The organism is Streptomyces sp. NPDC059008, assembly GCF_042749045.1.
In the GTDB taxonomy this organism is placed as follows: Bacteria; Actinomycetota; Actinomycetes; order Streptomycetales; family Streptomycetaceae; genus Streptomyces.
This window is the reverse complement of sequence record NZ_JBHYJC010000033.1, coordinates 44,483-60,687: the sequence shown is the minus strand read 5'-3', so window position 1 is coordinate 60,687 and position 16,205 is coordinate 44,483. Positions and strand designations below refer to the sequence as shown.

Below are 16,205 nucleotides of genomic sequence, written 5' to 3'. Positions count from 1 at the left end.
GCGTCCCTCCCTCAGGGGTGCTCGGGGACGGTGGTCAGCAGCGGCTTGGGGGAGGTCGTGCCGCTGGGCGCACCGATCGCCGTCATGGTGAAGAGGAGAGCGAGCGCCGCGGCCAGTCCGATCGCGGCTGCTGTCAGGGCGCGCATGGCCGGCCTCCCGGGAGCTGCGGTGCGTGTCCGGGGGGATCCCCGGATCCTCGACGGCGTCAGGGCGGGGGCACCGTAGCAACGGGCGGCCGAGATGAGAACACGTTTCACTCCAGGACGTGGCGCGCCGCCGTCCCGCCCCGGACGGAGGGCGGGACGGCGGCGCCGGGCCGGGCGGGTGCCGGCCCGGTCCAGGGGGCCGGCCGCGGTCAGGCGCCGTCCGGTGCGGTGACCTTCAGTTCGACGGTGAGTACGGCGCCGTCCGCGGTGGTCAGCCGCAGCAGGAACGTCCCGGTGTGGGTGTCCGTGCCGATCTTCGGGAGCTTCAGCAGGCCGTCGGCGTCCGTGGTGAGCCCGGTGCGGGTGCGGACCGGCTTGCCCTTGTCGTCGCCGGTGGCCTCGGGGTTCTCGAAGTAGGGGCCCTGGTCGTTCTCCACGGGCTTGTCCGGGTCGTCGGTGACCAGGGTCGCCGTGACCGGCACCCCCGCCGCGAACCTGCCCTGGTACGTCGCCTTGATCTCGACCGCGCCGGCCTCGAACGCCTGGCCGGCGGTCGTCGTCAGCTCCTTGTCCGAGGTGCGCGCGAGCCGGTCGGCCTTCGGCGCCGGGGCCGCCTCGACGGTGGCGCCGAAGGCGACGGCGGGCACGGTGCGGGCGACGGCCGTCGCCCGGATGGTGAAGGCGCCGGCCTTGTCGCCCGCGTGCAGCGTGGGCGCGGTGGCCAGGCCGTCCTTGCCGGTGGTGACGGTGACGGCGGTGGCGCCGTCGGGGAAACGGGCACCGGAGGCTGCGGGGAGGGTGAAGCGGACGGGGGCGCCGGCGACCGGCTTGCCCGCCGCGTCCTCGGCCCGTACCCGCGGCGATGCGGCGAACTCGGTGCCCGCGGTGGCGCTCACGTCCTTGTCGCCGACCCGTACCAGGGCGGTGAGCGGGGCGGGCTCGGTGGGTGGCTTGGGGCCGGGCTTGTGGGGGTCCGTGCCGCCCGGTGCGGAGTCGGTGCCGCCGGGCTCGGCGGGCTTGTCCGGCTTGGCGGGTCCGTGCGGCTTCGGTGCGGCGGGGCCGTCCGGCTCGGGCTTGCCGGGTCCGTGCGGCTCGAGCTTGCCTGGGTGGTGGCCGGCGCCGGTGCCCCGGCCGTGGCCCTTGCCGGTGCGCCCTTCGGTCCGGTCGCCGCCGTGCGCGCCGTTGCCGCCCCGTTGGACGGGGAGTACGCCCTTGCCGTCCGGCACCTCGTAGGTGCCGGTGCGGTAGAAGGCGTACCAGGACAGCACGGTCCGCAGATATTCCTCGGAGTTGTTGTAGCCGAGGATCGCGCGGTCGAGGTCCTGTGGGGTCGACAGGTCGCGGCCGGCGGCACACAGGTAGTGGCCGGCGGCGAGCGCCGCGTCGAAGACGTTGTTGGGGTCCTTCTTGCCGTCGCCGTTGCCGTCGGCGCCCCAACCGCCGCCATCGTGGCCGCCGCTGGACCAGGTGGAGGGGATGAACTGCATCGGGCCCACGGCACGGTCATGGGTGAGGTCGCCGTCGTAGCGGCCGCCGTCGGTGTCGGTGATCCGCGCGAAGCCGTGGCCGTTGAGCTGCGGGCCGAGGATCGGCTGGAGGGTGGTGCCCTCGGCGTCGACCGCTCCGCCGCGCGCCTGGCCGGATTCGACCTTGCCGATTCCGGCGAGCAGTTGCCAGGGCAGGCGGCAGCCGGGATCGGACCCGTCGATCCGGGACTCGGCCTTCTTGTACGCGGCCAGAACGGTGGCGGGGATGCCGGCCTGGGCGGGGCCGGTGACGACGGGGCCGTCCTTGGGGCGGTGCGAACCGCTCGGCGGCACCGGGCTGTTGAGGGGCGGCAGATCGGTGTAGTACGCCGAGCCGCCGTCGATGGGGGTGTCGGCCGGGGGCGGGGTCGGCCCGCTCTCCCCGGCGGCCGTGCTCTCGGTGGCGGCCGGGGCCTGAGAGGCCGTCAGGGCGGCGAGCACCAGGGCCGCCACGGCCGTCGAGGCCGCTCCCCGAACAAGGCGCCGTCGGAATGTGGCTGCCATACGTGGTCCCCTCCGCTGTGCCTGACCCGCGTCGCCCGCGCGGTCTCGCGCCCCCCGGCGCGTCAACTCAGGCGACACTACGACAACTCGGGCCCGGCAGCTACCACCGTCATCGGACACATAATGATCCGAATCGTTCAAGGAGACGCTCATGCCGTTCACGCTCAGCCATGCCGCCGCCGTGCTCCCGGCCATCCGGCGGGATGGCACGGCCCGTGGTCCGCTGATCCCCTCGGCGCTCGTCGCGGGGTCGTTCGCACCGGACATGACGTACTACGCGGACACCGCGGTGCCGGGCGCCATGGAGTTCGGCGACGTCACCCACTCGCTGACCGGCGTGCTGACGGTGGACGTCCTGGTCACCGCGGCGTTGGTCGGCGGCTGGCTGCTGTTGCGCGAGCCGGCCCTTGCGCTGCTGCCCCGGGCCTGGCGGGAGCGGACGCACACACTGCTGCGGGGCCGTCCCCGGCGACCGCGCGGGCCCCGTGAACTCGCCGCGCTGGCGGGCTGGTTCCTCGTCTCGGCGGTGCTCGGGGCGGCGACCCATGTCGTGTGGGACGCCTTCACCCACCCGGGCCGCTGGGGCACCCGCCTGGTGCCCGGCCTGAACGACATCGTGGGCGGTCTGCCGGTGGCGACGTATGTGCAGTACGGCACCTCGGCGCTGGCGCTGGTGGCCATGGGGTGGTTCGGGTGGTCGGCGCTGCGGGGCGCGGGCGGGCCCGCGGGGGCCGTGGCCGCCGCACCCGACCCGGGCGCCGTGCCCTCGCTGACCGTGGGGCTGCGGCTGCTGCTGACCGCGCCGATCGCCCTGTGCGTGGTGCTCGGCGCGGCACACCGGACCCTACGGGCGCACGCCGTCTACGACGACGCCGTGAGCTGGCCGAACTACATTCCGACGGTGCTCTTCGGCGCAGGCGCGGGCCTCGTTGTGGGGCTGGCGCTGTACGCCGTGGCCGTACGGCTGCTGCAGCGGCGGGCACGCCGGGCACGGCCGACCGGGGGCGAGGGTGTGTCCGGCCGGTCCGTGCAGGTCCGCGGCTGAGCCGTGGGCCCGGACCGGGGGCGGACCGGAACGGGGGCCGGAGCCGGCCCGGCCCCCGCGGTCGGTCAGTGCGCCGCCGATTCCCAGTCCTTGCCCGAGCCGACCGAGACGTCCAGCGGGGCGCGCAGCTCGACGGCCGCGGCCATCTCCCGGCGGAGGAGCTCCTCGACCTTCTCGCGTTCGCCGGGGGCCACCTCGACGACGATTTCGTCATGGACCTGGAGCAGCATCCGGGACCGCAGCTGCGCTGCCCGCAGCGCCGCGTCGACCCGCAGCATCGCGATCTTGACGATGTCCGCGGCGGTGCCCTGGATCGGGGCGTTCAGCGCCATCCGCTCGGCCATTTCGCGGCGCTGGCGGTTGTCGCTGTTGAGGTCGGGCAGATAGCGGCGGCGGCCCAGCATCGTCTCCGTGTAGCCGGTGGCGCGGGCCTCCTCCACGACGCGCCGGAGGTAGTCGCGCACTCCGCCGAACCGCTCGAAGTAGTTGTCCATCAGCTTGCGGGCCTCATCGGGCTGGATGCCCAGCTGCTGGGCGAGGCCGAAGGCCGACAGGCCGTACGCCAGGCCGTAGGACATCGCCTTGATCTTGCGGCGCATCTCCGCGTCGACCTGCTCCGTGGCGACCGAGAAGACATGGGAGGCGACCGTGGTGTGCAGGTCCTCGCCGGAGGTGAACGCCTCGATCAGGCCCTCGTCCTCGGAGAGGTGGGCCATCACCCGCAGCTCGATCTGGCTGTAGTCGGCCGTCAGCAGGGACTCGAAGCCCTCGCCGACGACGAAGCCGCGGCGGATCGCCCGGCCCTCGTCCGTACGCACCGGGATGTTCTGCAGATTGGGGTCCGTGGACGACAGCCGGCCGGTCGCGGCCACGGTCTGGTTGAAGGTGGTGTGGATCCGGCCGTCCGCGGCGATGGTCTTGATCAGCCCCTCGACCGTCGTGCGCAGCTTGGCCTGCTCACGGTGGCGGAGCATGATCACCGGGAGGTCGTTCTCGGTCTGCGCGGCCAGCCAGGCCAGGGCGTCGGCGTCGGTGGTGTAGCCGGTCTTGGTCTTCTTGGTCTTGGGCAGGCCCAGCTCGCCGAAGAGGACCTCCTGCAGCTGCTTGGGCGAGCCGAGGTTGAACTCGTGGCCCGCGGCGTCGTGCGCCTCCTTCACGGCCTGCTGCACGGCACCGGCGAACTGCTGCTCCATGCGCTCCAGCCAGCCCCGGTCCGCGGCGATACCGGCCCGCTCCAACCGGGCCAGCAGTTCGCTGGTCGGCAGCTCCACGTCACGCAGCAGCTCGGCCGCACCGACCTCCGCCAGCTTCGTCTCGAACGCCACGCCAAGGTCGAGGACCGTACGGGCCTGGCCCATCAGGGCGTCCGCCTCTGCCTCCTCGTCCGCGCCGAACGCCAGCTGCCCGTCGCCGGCGGCCGCCGGGGCGAGATCGCGTCCCAGATACTCGATGGACAGCGCGTCCAGGGCGAAGGAGCGACGGCCGGGCTTGACCAGATAGGCGGCCAGCGCGGTGTCCATCGTGACGCCGTCGATGCGCCAGCCGTGCTCGCCGAAGACCCGCATCAGGCCCTTGGCGTTGTGCATCACCTTGGGGCGGGCCGCGTCCGCGCTCCAGGCGGCGAAGGCCCGCTCGTCGGCCTCGTCCAGCTGGGCGGGGTCGAACCACGCGGCCGGGCCGTCGGGGGTGGCCAGCGCCACCTCGGCGACGCTGCCGCTGCCGAGGCTCCAGACGTCGACGGTGGCCACGCCCAGCGGGCCGGCGGCGTGCTCGGCCAGCCACGGAGCGAGTTCGCCGGTGCCCAGGACCGTGCCGTCCACCTCGACGCCCGCGGCCGGGGCGACCTCTTCGGCGGCCTCGGCGGCACCGGGGTCGACGGCGTGCAGCCGGTCGCGCAGGCCCTGGTTGCGGATCTCCAGGGCGTTGAGGAAGACCGTGAGCGCCTCGCGGTCGTAGGCCTCGCGGACCAGCGCCTGCGGACCGCAGGGCAGCTCGACGTCGCGCACCATCTCGGTCAGCCGGCGGTTGAGCTTGACCGCCTCCAGATGCTCACGGAGGTTGGCGCCCGCCTTGCCCTTGACCTCCTCGGCGCGCTCCACCAGCTCCGCGAACGAACCGAACTGGTTGATCCACTTCGTGGCGGTCTTCTCGCCGACGCCCGGGATGCCGGGGAGGTTGTCGGACGGGTCTCCGCGCAGCGCGGCGAAGTCCGGGTACTGGGCGGGGGTCAGGCCGTACTTCTCGAAGACCTTCTCCGGGGTGAAGCGGGTCAGCTCCGAGACGCCCTTGGTGGGGTAGAGGACCGTGACGTCATCGGAGACCAGCTGGAAGGCGTCGCGGTCGCCGGTGACGATCGAGACCTCGAAGCCCTGCGCGGTGGCCTGCTCCGTGAGCGTGGCGATCACGTCGTCGGCCTCGAAGCCCTCCACGGCGAAGCGCTTGACGTGCATCGCGTCGAGCAGCTCGCCGATCAGCTCGACCTGGCCCTTGAACTCGTCGGGGGTCTTGGAACGGTTCGCCTTGTAGTCCGCGAACTCCGCCGACCGCCAGGTCTTGCGCGAGACGTCGAACGCCACCGCGAAGTGCGTGGGCGCCTCGTCGCGCAGAGTGTTCGCGAGCATCGACGCGAAGCCGTAGATCGCATTGGTCGGTTGTCCGGTGACGGTCGTGAAATTCTCCACGGGCAGGGCGAAGAACGCCCGATATGCCATGGAATGCCCGTCCATCAGAAGCAGGCGGGGACGACCGCCCGCCGCCGCCTCGGTGCCGGTCGCTTCGCTCTTCTTCGCTGCCTTTGCTGCCACGCCCCCGATCCTGCCACGCCCCACTGACAATCCCCGCCGCCACGGCCCGGCCCCCGCCGCACCCCGCCCGGCCCGCACCGCGAAAACGCCGCCCCGCACCGCCCGCGACCGCCCCTACAACGCCCGGCCCGGTCCGTGACAGGATCTGATGCGCACCGCAACGATCCGCCGCCAGGGCGGAGCGAGCACCAGCTCACGGCTCAAGGGAGAGCGCCATGGCAGGCAAGCCGCCCGCGTCGGACCCCGTCCAGGACGCACCCCAGGTCAGCGAACCCCAGCACTCCGCCGTCGGCCTGCCCGCCATCACCCACGCCCTGCGGATCTCCCAGCAGCAGATGGGCGTGCGCCGTACCGCCCTGACCCTCCTGCGCGTCAACCAGCCCGACGGCTTCGACTGCCCCGGCTGCGCCTGGCCCGAGCCCGACAAGACCCACACCGCCGAGTTCTGCGAGAACGGCGCCAAGGCCGTCGCCGAAGAGGCCACCCTGCGCCGCGTGACCCCGGACTTCTTCGCCGCGCACCCCGTCACCGACCTCGCCACCCGCAGCGGCTACTGGCTCGGCCAGCAGGGCCGCCTCACCCACCCCATGTACCTGGCCGAGGGCGCCGACCACTACGTCCCCGTCCCCTGGGAGCAGGCCTTCGACCTCATCGGCGAGGAACTGACCGCCCTGGACTCCCCCGACGAGGCCGTCTTCTACACCTCCGGGCGCACCAGCAACGAAGCCGCCTTCCTCTACCAGCTCTTCGCCCGCGAATTCGGCACCAACAACCTCCCGGACTGCTCCAACATGTGCCACGAGTCGTCCGGCTCCGCCCTGACGGAGACCATCGGCATCGGCAAGGGCAGCGTCCTGCTGGAGGACCTCTACAAGGCCGACCTGATCATCGTCGCCGGCCAGAACCCGGGCACCAACCACCCCCGGATGCTCACCGCCCTGGAGAAGGCCAAGGCCGGCGGCACAAAGATCATCTCGATCAACCCGCTGCCCGAAGCCGGACTGGAGCGCTTCAAGAACCCCCAGACCCCCCGCGGCCTGGCCGGCGGCGGCACCGCCCTGACCGACCTGTTCCTCCAGGTGCGCCTCGGCGGCGACCAGGCGCTGTTCCGCGCCCTGAACCGCCTGGTCCTCGCCACCGACGGCGCCGTCGACGAGGACTTCGTCCGCGAACACACCCACGGCTTCGAGGAGTTCGCGCGGCTGGCACGGGCCGACGACGACTGGGACGAGACGCTGCGGGCCACCGGCCTGACCCGCGAGGAGATCGACCGCGCCCTGGCCATGGTCCTGGCCTCCCAGCGCACGATCGTGTGCTGGGCGATGGGCCTGACCCAGCACAAGCACTCCGTCCCCACCATCCAGGAGGTCGTCAACTTCCTTCTGCTGCGCGGCAACATCGGCCGCCCCGGAGCGGGCGTGTGCCCCGTACGCGGGCACAGCAACGTCCAGGGCGACCGCACCATGGGCATCTTCGAGCGGCCCGCACCCGCCTTCCTCGACGCCCTGGAGAAGGAGTTCGGCTTCGCGCCGCCCCGGGAGCACGGCCTCGACGTCGTCCGCGCCATCCGCGCCCTGCGCGACGGCCGGGCCAAGGTGTTCTTCGCGATGGGCGGCAACTTCGTCGCCGCGACGCCCGACACCGACGTCACCGAGGCCGCGATGCGCCGCGCCCGGCTGACCGTCCACGTCTCCACCAAGCTCAACCGCTCGCACGTGGTCACCGGCGCCCGCGCACTGATCCTGCCGACCCTGGGCCGCACCGAACGCGATCTGCAGGAGAGCGGCGAGCAGTTCGTGACCGTCGAGGACTCCATGGGCATGGTGCACGCCTCGCGCGGCCGCCTCGCGCCCGCGAGCCCCCACCTGCTGTCCGAGCCGGCCATCGTCGCCCGCCTGGCCCGCCGCGTCCTCGGCGAGACCAGCCGCACCCCGTGGGAGGAGTTCGAGAAGGACTACGCGGCGATCCGCGACCGGATCGCCCATGTCATCCCCGGCTTCGAGGACTTCAACACCAAGGTCGCCCGCCCCGGGGGCTTCGCCCTCCCGCACGCCCCCAGGGACAGCCGCAGCTTCCCCACCGCCACCGGCAAGGCCAACTTCACCGCCGCGCCCGTCACCTACCCCACCGTCCCCGAAGGACGGCTGCTGCTGCAGACGCTGCGCTCCCACGACCAGTACAACACCACCGTCTACGGCCTGAGCGACCGCTACCGCGGCATCAAGAACGGCCGCCGCGTGGTGCTGCTGCACCCCGACGACGCCCGCGAACGCGGCCTGGCCGACGGGGACTACACCGACCTCGTCAGCGAATGGACCGACGGCAGCGAGCGGCGGGCACCCGGCTTCCGCGTCGTGCACTACCCCACCGCCCGTGGCTGCGCGGCCGCCTACTACCCCGAGACCAACGTCCTCATCCCGCTCGACCACACCGCCGACACCAGCAACACCCCCGCCGCCAAGTCCGTGGTGATCCGCCTGGAGTCCCCCCACCGGCACTGACCGCCGCCGGACCGCCGACCGCAGCGGACAACCCCCGCGCTGAGCGCCCGCTCAGCGGCCTGATAGGAACAGGCACGGATCGACGACGATCAGGGCGAGCGAACGGAGCCGTAAGCATGGGCGAGCAGAACACCACGAAGTTTCCGCAGCAGATCCTCGACCAGTGGGCGGGCCTCGGCCTCGACCTGCCCGCCCTCTTCTCCGCCGGACACCTCGGCGAGCGGATGAGCGTGCAGGTCACCGAGGCGGCGCCGGAGCGCGTCGTGGGCACCATGCCCGTCGAGGGCAACACCCAGCCCTACGGCCTGCTGCACGGCGGCGCCTCCGCCGTCCTGGCCGAGACCCTCGGCTCCGTCGGCTCGATGCTGCACGGCGGCCCCACCAAACTCGCCGTCGGCGTCGACCTCAACTGCACCCACCACCGCGGAGCCCGCTCCGGACTGGTCACCGGCGTCGCCACCCCCGTACACCGCGGCCGCTCCACCGCCACCTACGAGATCGTGATCACCGACGAACACGACAAGCGGGTCTGCACCGCCCGTCTGACCTGCATGCTGCGCGACGTCGACACCGACGCCTACCGCGGCTGACCAAAATCGGACGGCACCCCGCCGCCGGCGACCACGGCCCCGCCCCCACTTCGGGAGCGGGGCCGTCCGCATATCCGTAACGCTGCGTAACATCCGCGCGCTGTCGCCCCAAGCCGCGCACCGGGCGACGCGCCGGCCGGGGCACCGCCGCGCCCACCACGTCCGATAGCCGGACGCGATACCGACACCCCGGTTCAGATTCACCCACGGAAGTGCAAGTTCATCCTCCGCGCCGCGTCCGTCCCACCTGTAAGGAGCATGACGGGGAAACGCTCGTAGCCGGTCATAACAAGAGCGTCACATCCTGGTCAGCGCCTCTGCCGACGCGACGAACACCGCTCTAGAGTCACCGCCAGTCACCGCGCCGCCGGGCTCCCTGTGAGGACGGACATCCCTGTACCACGTACAGCCCGGCGGGCGAATCGGCCACGCGACAGCCATGGCCGCGCCAGGGAAAGGACTGATCGTGCGTCACCGTTCCTTGCTCATCCTCACCACCGCAGTCACCGCAGGCGCCCTCACGCTCTCCGCGTGCGGCTCCCGCGGCGACAACAAGAGCGGCGACGGCTCCAAGACAACCGTCGTCATCGGCCTCGATGCCCCCACCACGGGCGAGCTCTCCGCGCTCGGCCTGGGCATACGCAACTCCGCCCAGCTCGCCGTCGACAACGCCAACAAGGCGGGCGAGGTCAAGGGCGTCACCTTCAAACTCGAAGCCCTCGACGACAAGGCCCTGCCCAACGTCGGCCAGCAGAACACCACCAAGCTCGCCGGCGACAAGGACGTCCTCGGCATCGTCGGCCCGCTCAATTCCGGCGTCGCCCAGTCCATGCAGCAGGTCTCCAAGCAGAACGACCTCACCCTGATATCCCCGGCGAACACCACGCCCGACCTCACCCAGGGCCCCGACTGGCGCAAGGACAAGCGCGCCCGCCAGTTCCCCACGTACTTCCGCACCGCCACCACCGACGAGGTGCAGGGCGCCTTCGACGGCCAGTACGCCTACGAGAAGATGAAGGTCAAGAAGGCCTACATCATCGACGACCAGAAGACCTACGGCGTCGGCCTGGCCTCCTCCTTCAAGGACCAGTTCACCAAGCTCGGCGGCAAGATCGTCGGCACCGAGCACGTCAGCCCCGAGGACCGCGACTTCAAGGCCGTCGTCTCCAAGGTCAAGTCCGCCAAGCCCGACCTGGTCTTCTACGGCGGCGAATACCCCGCCTCCGGCCCCCTCAGCCAGCAGCTCAAGGACGGCGGCGTCACCGTCCCCCTCATGGGCGGCGACGGCATGTACAGCGCCGACTACATCAAGCTCAACAAGAAGGCGCAGGGCGACTACGCCTCCTCCGTCGGCAAGCCCGTCGAAGAACTCCCCTCCGCCAAGAAGTTCATCGCCGACTACAAGGCAGCCGGCTTCAAGGAGGCCTACGAGGCCTACGGCGGCTCCACCTACGACGCCACCTGGGCCCTCATCCAGGCCGTCAAGGCCGTCGTCGACGGCAACGACGGCAAGCTGCCCGACGACGCCCGCAAGAAGGTGTCCGAAGCCATGAACAAGGTCAGCTTCGACGGCGTCACCGGCCCCGTCGCCTTCGACAAGTACGGCGACACCACCAACACCATGATCACCGCCTACCAGGTCGACAAGGGCAAGTGGGCCTCCCGCTTCAGCGCCGAATTCAAGAAGTTCGACAAGAGCTGACCGACCTGACACACCGCTCCACCCCGGGCCGCGCCAGGACGCCACGAACGACCCTGGCGCGGCCCGTGGCACACCGGGACACCCCGGAATCCCCTCACTCCCACACAACGGAGGCCTGCGGTGAGCGAACTGCCGCAACAGCTGGCCAACGGACTCATCCTCGGCGCGATGTACGGACTCATCGCGATCGGCTACACGATGGTCTACGGAATCGTCCAGCTCATCAACTTCGCCCACGGCGAGATCTTCATGGTCGGCGGCTTCGGCGCACTCAGCGTCTACCTCGCACTGCCCGCCGGCACCTCACTCGCCCTCGCCCTGCCGATCATGCTCCTCGGCGGCATCGCCGTGTCCGTCCTCGTCGGCATCGCGGCCGAACGGTTCGCCTACCGACCACTGCGCGGCGCACCCCGCCTCGCACCCCTCATCACCGCCATCGGCCTTTCCATAGCCCTCCAGCAAGCCATCTGGAAGTGGTACCCCGACGGCAAGCAGGCCCGCGTCTTCCCCCAGTTCAAGGGCCACTCCTTCGAGATCCTGGGCGCCACCGTCCAACGCGGCGACCTCTTCGTCCTCACCGCCGCCCCCGCCTGCATGATCGCCCTCGGCTTCTTCGTCGCCAAAACCCGCAGCGGCCGCGCCATGCAGGCCACCGCCCAGGACCCCGACACCGCCAAGCTCATGGGCATCAACACCGACCGGATCATCGTCCTCGCCTTCGCCATCGGCGCCGCCTTCGCCGGCGTCGCCGCCGTCGCCTACGGGCTGCGCACCGGCGAGGTCCAGTTCCGCATGGGCTTCATCATGGGCCTCAAGGCCTTCACCGCCGCCGTCCTCGGCGGCATCGGCAACATCTACGGAGCCATGCTCGGCGGCGTCGTCCTCGGCATCGCCGAAGCCCTCGCCACCGCCTACATCGAAGAGATCCCCGGCATGCAGCAATTCGGCGGCGGAGCCTGGAAGGACGTCTGGGCCTTCGTCCTCCTCATCCTCGTACTCCTCCTGAGACCACAAGGTCTTCTGGGCGAACGCGTCGCGGATCGGGCGTGATAGCGATGACCACGGACCTCACCAAGACCACCGCACCCGGCACCCCGGGCGTACTCCCGCTCCCCGAGCGCCCCGCCCGCATCGCCACCGCGGCGGCCGCCCTGGCCACCGCCGTCACCACCGGTCTCGCCTGGACCTGGAGCAACGACTTCCCGGGCGAACTCACCTACTACGGATCCCCCGCCGGACTGCAGCTCCTCACCCTCGTCGGCGGCGTCCTCACCCTCCTCCTCGCGGCGGCGGGACTCGGCATCCGCGGCCTGCAATGGCTCATCCCCGGCGGCCGCAACGCCCCCGTGCTCCTCGCCGCCCTCGCCACCTTCGCCGCCACCTGGTTCACCCTCATCGCCATCGCCGTCCAACTCGGCGGCCTGGTCAACCTCGAACCAGGCGGCTTCCTCGCCGGCGTCACCTCCCTGGTCACCCTCCTCGCCGCGCTCGGCCTCCCCGCCGACCGCAGCCCGGAGACACCGCCCAAGGACGCCTGGCAGCGGTTCACCGCGGCCCTGGCCGCCTCCCCCGTCACACGCCGCACCCGCGAGCTGCCCGGCTGGGGCGAAATCCTCATCATCGCCGCCGCCTTCGCCGCCGGACTCCTCGCCTTCACCTACGGCATCGACACCGACGACGGCGCGCCCTTCGTCGGATACCTCCTCTTCATGGTGATCGCCATCCCCGCCCTCAACCGGGCAGGACTGATCAAACGACTCACCGAACTCACCCACGCACACCGCGGCCCCGCCCTGTGCGCCGCCTTCCTCGCCGCCGCCAGCTTCCCCTTCACCCAGGACACCGACCAGTACACGATCATCGGGGCCAACATCCTGATCTTCGCCACCGTCGCCCTGGGCCTCAACGTCGTCGTCGGCCTCGCCGGCCTCCTCGACCTCGGATACGTCGCCTTCCTCGGCGTCGGCGCCTACGCCGCGGCCCTGGTCTCCGGCTCCGCCGAATCCGCCCTCGGCATCCGCTTCCCCTTCTGGGCGGCCCTGCTGACCGGCGCCGCCGCCTCCCTGATCTTCGGCGTCCTCATCGGTGCCCCCACCCTCCGCCTACGCGGCGACTACCTCGCCATCGTCACCCTCGGCTTCGGTGAGATCTTCCGCATCGCCATGCTCAACCTCAACGGCACCACGGGCCCCGACGTCACCAACGGCGCCATGGGCATCCCCAACATCCCCAACCTCGAAATCTTCGGCTTCAACTTCGGCGAACCCCACGACATCCTCGGCATCCCCATCGCCACCTACGGCAACTACTACCTGCTGATGATCCTCGTGACCGCCTTCGTCGTCATGGTCTTCCGACGCGCCGCGGCCTCCCGCATCGGCCGCGCCTGGATCGCCATCCGCGAAGACGAGACCGCCGCCATCGCCATGGGCATCAACAGCTTCCGGCTCCGGCTCCTCGCCTTCGCCCTCGGCGCCGCCCTCGCCGGACTCGCCGGCACCGTCCACGCACACGTGGTCACCACGGCGACGCCCGAACAGTTCCAGTTCGCCGGCCCCCAACCGCCCAACTCCGCCTTCCTCCTCGCCGCCGTCATCCTCGGCGGCATGGGAACCCTCAGCGGACCCCTCGTCGGCGCCGCCCTGCTCTTCCTCATCCCGGCCAAGCTCGACTTCCTCCAGGACTACCAGCTGCTGCTCTTCGGCATCGCGCTCGTCCTGCTGATGCGCTTCCGCCCCGAAGGCCTCATCGCCGACCGCAGGAAGCAGCTCGAATTCCACGAGACCGGCCAGCTCGACGTGCCCGATCAACAGCGCCTGCCCGACGCGGACGCGACCATCGGCGTCACCAAGGCAAAGGCGTGACGACACCATGACCACACCCACCATCACCGCCACCGACACCATCCTCGAAGCCTCCGGTGTCACCATGCGCTTCGGCGGACTCACCGCCGTACGAGGCGTCGACCTCACCGTCAACAGCGGCGAGATCGTCGGCCTCATCGGCCCCAACGGCGCCGGCAAGACCACCTTCTTCAACTGCCTCACCGGCCTCTACACCCCCACCGAGGGCGCGGTCAGCTACCGAGGCACCCGCCTCTCCCGCAAACCCCACCTCGTCACCCAGGCCGGCATAGCCCGCACCTTCCAGAACATCCGCCTCTTCGCCAACATGACCGTCCTGGAGAACGTCCTCGTAGGCCGGCATACGCGCACAAAAGAAGGCCTCTGGTCGGCACTGCTCCGAGGCCCCGGCTTCAAGAAGGCCGAACTCGGCAGCGAAGAACGCGCCATGGAACTCCTGGAATTCACCGGCCTCGCCCACAAACGCGACCACCTCGCGCGCAACCTCCCCTACGGCGAACAACGCAAGCTCGAAATCGCCCGCGCCCTCGCCAGCGAGCCCGGACTCCTCCTGCTCGACGAGCCCACCGCGGGCATGAACCCGCAAGAGACCCGCGCCACCCAGGAGCTCGTCTTCGCCATCCGCGACCAGGGCACCGCCGTACTCGTCATCGAGCACGACATGCGGTTCATCTTCAACCTCTGCGACCGCGTCGCCGTGCTCGTCCAAGGCCAGAAACTCATCGAAGGAACCGCGGACGTCGTCCAGGCCGACGAACGCGTCATCGCCGCATACCTCGGGGAACCCGTGGCACCGGACACCACCAGCGACACCGCGGAGCCGGCCCACCAGCCGGCCGAGGAGCAGACCGGAGACACCCCATGACCGCACTTCTCGAGGTCGAGGACCTCCGCGTCGCCTACGGCAAGATCGAAGCCGTCAAGGGCATCTCGTTCTCCGTCGAAGCAGGTCAGGCGGTCACCCTCATCGGCACCAACGGCGCCGGGAAGACCACCACCCTGCGCACCCTCTCCGGCCTCCTCAAGCCGCTCGCCGGAAAGATCACCTTCGACGGACAACCGCTCAACGGCGTGCCCGCCCACAAGATCGTCGAACTCGGCCTCGCCCATTCCCCCGAAGGCCGCCGACTCTTCCCCCGCCTGACCATCGCCGAGAACCTCCAGCTCGGCGCCTTCCTCCGCAAAGACGCCGACGGCATCGAATCCGACATCCAGCGGATCTACGACCTCTTCCCCATCCTCGGGGAACGCCGCAGACAGGCCTCCGGAACCCTCTCCGGCGGCGAACAGCAGATGCTCGCCATGGGCCGCGCCCTCATGTCCCGCCCCAAACTCCTCATGCTCGACGAACCCTCCATGGGCCTCTCGCCGATCATGATGCAGAAAATCATGGAGACCATCCGCGAACTCCGCTCCCAAGGCACCACCATCCTCCTGGTGGAACAGAACGCCCAGGCCGCCCTCTCCCTCGCCGACCACGCCCACGTCATGGAAATCGGCCGCATCGCCCTCTCCGGCACCGGCGAATCGCTCCTCCACGACGAATCCGTGCGCAAGGCGTACCTGGGCGAGGACTGACCACCCCACTCCCCCAACCAAGCGGCCCCGTACCGGTATCCACCGGTACGGGGCCGCCCACGCGCAACGCGCGCCTCCTACTGGTCCTTCTTCTGCTTCTTCTCCTCGGCGTCCTCGATGACCGCCTCGGCGACCTGCTGCATCGACAGCCGGCGATCCATCGACGTCTTCTGGATCCACCGGAAGGCGGCCGGCTCCGTCAGCCCGTACTGCGTCTGCAGAATGCTCTTCGCCCGGTCCACCAGCTTGCGCGTCTCCAGCCGCTGCGTGAGGTCGGCGACCTCCTTCTCCAGCGTCTTCAGCTCGGTGAACCGGCTCACCGCCATCTCGATCGCCGGCACCACGTCGCTCTTGGAGAACGGCTTCACCAGATACGCCATCGCACCGGCGTCCCGCGCCCGCTCCACCAGCTCACGCTGCGAGAACGCGGTCAGCATCAGCACCGGCGCGATGCTCTCCTCGGCGATCTTCTCGGCCGCCGAGATACCGTCCAGAACCGGCATCTTCACGTCCAGGATCACCAGGTCGGGGCGGTGCTCCCGGGCCAGGTCCACGGCGGTCTGACCGTCCCCGGCCTCGCCGACGACGGTGTAGCCCTCCTCTTCCAGCATCTCTTTGAGATCGAGACGGATGAGGGCCTCGTCCTCGGCGATCACGACGCGCGTGGTCAGCGGCGGGACATGCGACTGATCGTCATCGGCGACGGGCTGCTCGGGCTCGGCGGCGCTCACGGGACTCCTCTTGCTGGCAGGTGGTGCCCCATGAGCCTACCTAGCTCCTGTAGGGTAGGAGCACGCAGGGCCGCAGGTGCCCTCCCTTTCTAAGGCCCCAGTACTCCAACTGGTTAGAGAGGCGGCTCTCAAACAGCCGAAAGTGTGGGTTCGAATCCCACCTGGGGCACTTTACCTTCGTTTCGAAGGTCGCGATTTTCGCGATACCCGTCAC

At 70.6% G+C, this 16,205-nt stretch carries 12 protein-coding genes and 1 tRNA gene; 9 read left to right on the top strand and 4 right to left on the bottom strand.

Features of this window, described 5'->3' with window-relative positions:
* Positions 1 to 11 precede the first annotated feature (11 nt).
* Together ACFWZH_RS29340 and ACFWZH_RS29335 are read right to left on the bottom strand one after the other, a co-directional pair.
* Entirely contained in the window at positions 12 to 146 is a 135-nt protein-coding gene (locus tag ACFWZH_RS29340) for an SPW_0924 family protein (protein ID WP_384437739.1), read from the bottom strand.
* A gap of 209 nt (positions 147 to 355) precedes the next feature.
* A complete protein-coding gene (locus ACFWZH_RS29335) occupies positions 356 to 2,176 on the bottom strand; it encodes a lytic transglycosylase (RefSeq protein WP_384437736.1) in 1,821 nt (606 codons plus the stop codon).
* Between the two features lie 151 nt (positions 2,177 to 2,327).
* Between ACFWZH_RS29335 and ACFWZH_RS29330 the strand changes: the two genes are divergently transcribed.
* Positions 2,328 to 3,221: a DUF4184 family protein gene (locus ACFWZH_RS29330; protein ID WP_384437733.1), complete on the top strand. Its 894-nt coding sequence runs from the start codon at positions 2,328 to 2,330 to the stop codon at positions 3,219 to 3,221.
* A 65-nt stretch (positions 3,222 to 3,286) separates the two neighbouring features.
* Here ACFWZH_RS29330 and polA read toward each other — a convergent pair whose 3' ends face one another.
* The gene (gene polA, locus ACFWZH_RS29325; RefSeq protein ID WP_384437730.1) at positions 3,287 to 6,025 is read right to left on the bottom strand and encodes a DNA polymerase I; all 2,739 of its coding nucleotides are present in this window, start codon (positions 6,023 to 6,025) and stop codon (positions 3,287 to 3,289) included.
* 215 nt (positions 6,026 to 6,240) lie between these two features.
* Between polA and ACFWZH_RS29320 the strand changes: the two genes are divergently transcribed.
* From ACFWZH_RS29320 to ACFWZH_RS29290, 7 genes are all read left to right on the top strand, one after another.
* Positions 6,241 to 8,526: an FdhF/YdeP family oxidoreductase gene (locus tag ACFWZH_RS29320; protein ID WP_384437728.1), complete on the top strand. Its 2,286-nt coding sequence runs from the start codon at positions 6,241 to 6,243 to the stop codon at positions 8,524 to 8,526.
* 116 nt (positions 8,527 to 8,642) lie between these two features.
* The gene (locus ACFWZH_RS29315) at positions 8,643 to 9,116 is read left to right on the top strand and encodes a PaaI family thioesterase (RefSeq protein WP_384437725.1); all 474 of its coding nucleotides are present in this window, start codon (positions 8,643 to 8,645) and stop codon (positions 9,114 to 9,116) included.
* A 481-nt stretch (positions 9,117 to 9,597) separates the two neighbouring features.
* Entirely contained in the window at positions 9,598 to 10,818 is a 1,221-nt protein-coding gene (locus tag ACFWZH_RS29310; protein ID WP_384437796.1) for a branched-chain amino acid ABC transporter substrate-binding protein, read from the top strand.
* Between the two features lie 120 nt (positions 10,819 to 10,938).
* On the top strand, positions 10,939 to 11,868 hold the full coding sequence (locus ACFWZH_RS29305; RefSeq protein WP_384437722.1) for a branched-chain amino acid ABC transporter permease: 930 nt from the start codon (positions 10,939 to 10,941) through the stop codon (positions 11,866 to 11,868).
* Positions 11,869 to 11,873: 5 nt separating this feature from the next.
* Positions 11,874 to 13,682, top strand: a complete 1,809-nt coding sequence (locus tag ACFWZH_RS29300; protein WP_384437719.1) for a branched-chain amino acid ABC transporter permease — start codon at positions 11,874 to 11,876, stop codon at positions 13,680 to 13,682.
* A 7-nt stretch (positions 13,683 to 13,689) separates the two neighbouring features.
* Complete coding sequence (locus ACFWZH_RS29295) at positions 13,690 to 14,547, top strand: ABC transporter ATP-binding protein (protein WP_384437716.1); 858 nt, start codon at positions 13,690 to 13,692, stop codon at positions 14,545 to 14,547.
* Positions 14,544 to 15,260, top strand: coding sequence for an ABC transporter ATP-binding protein (locus ACFWZH_RS29290; RefSeq protein ID WP_384437713.1), 717 nt, complete (start codon positions 14,544 to 14,546; stop codon positions 15,258 to 15,260). The genes ACFWZH_RS29295 and ACFWZH_RS29290 overlap by 4 nt, the downstream gene beginning before the upstream one ends.
* A gap of 77 nt (positions 15,261 to 15,337) precedes the next feature.
* Here the strand turns inward: ACFWZH_RS29290 and ACFWZH_RS29285 are convergent, their stop codons facing one another.
* The gene (locus tag ACFWZH_RS29285; RefSeq protein ID WP_384437711.1) at positions 15,338 to 15,991 is read right to left on the bottom strand and encodes an ANTAR domain-containing response regulator; all 654 of its coding nucleotides are present in this window, start codon (positions 15,989 to 15,991) and stop codon (positions 15,338 to 15,340) included.
* 94 nt (positions 15,992 to 16,085) lie between these two features.
* Between ACFWZH_RS29285 and ACFWZH_RS29280 the strand changes: the two genes are divergently transcribed.
* Positions 16,086 to 16,160, top strand: a tRNA-Leu gene (locus ACFWZH_RS29280).
* The last annotated feature ends 45 nt before the right edge of the window (positions 16,161 to 16,205 follow it).

What these genes read in the sequence shown, in the direction of transcription:
- ACFWZH_RS29330 (WP_384437733.1), top strand. Translation starts at nt 2,328, where the DNA reads ATGCCGTTCACGCTCAGCCATGCCGCCGCCGTGCTCCCGGCCATCCGG.
- ACFWZH_RS29335 (WP_384437736.1), bottom strand. Translation starts at nt 2,176, where the DNA reads ATGGCAGCCACATTCCGACGGCGCCTTGTTCGGGGAGCGGCCTCGACG.
- ACFWZH_RS29295 (WP_384437716.1), top strand. Translation starts at nt 13,690, where the DNA reads ATGACCACACCCACCATCACCGCCACCGACACCATCCTCGAAGCCTCC.
- ACFWZH_RS29340 (WP_384437739.1), bottom strand. Translation starts at nt 146, where the DNA reads ATGCGCGCCCTGACAGCAGCCGCGATCGGACTGGCCGCGGCGCTCGCT.
- ACFWZH_RS29290 (WP_384437713.1), top strand. Translation starts at nt 14,544, where the DNA reads ATGACCGCACTTCTCGAGGTCGAGGACCTCCGCGTCGCCTACGGCAAG.
- ACFWZH_RS29315 (WP_384437725.1), top strand. Translation starts at nt 8,643, where the DNA reads ATGGGCGAGCAGAACACCACGAAGTTTCCGCAGCAGATCCTCGACCAG.
- ACFWZH_RS29300 (WP_384437719.1), top strand. Translation starts at nt 11,874, where the DNA reads ATGACCACGGACCTCACCAAGACCACCGCACCCGGCACCCCGGGCGTA.
- ACFWZH_RS29320 (WP_384437728.1), top strand. Translation starts at nt 6,241, where the DNA reads ATGGCAGGCAAGCCGCCCGCGTCGGACCCCGTCCAGGACGCACCCCAG.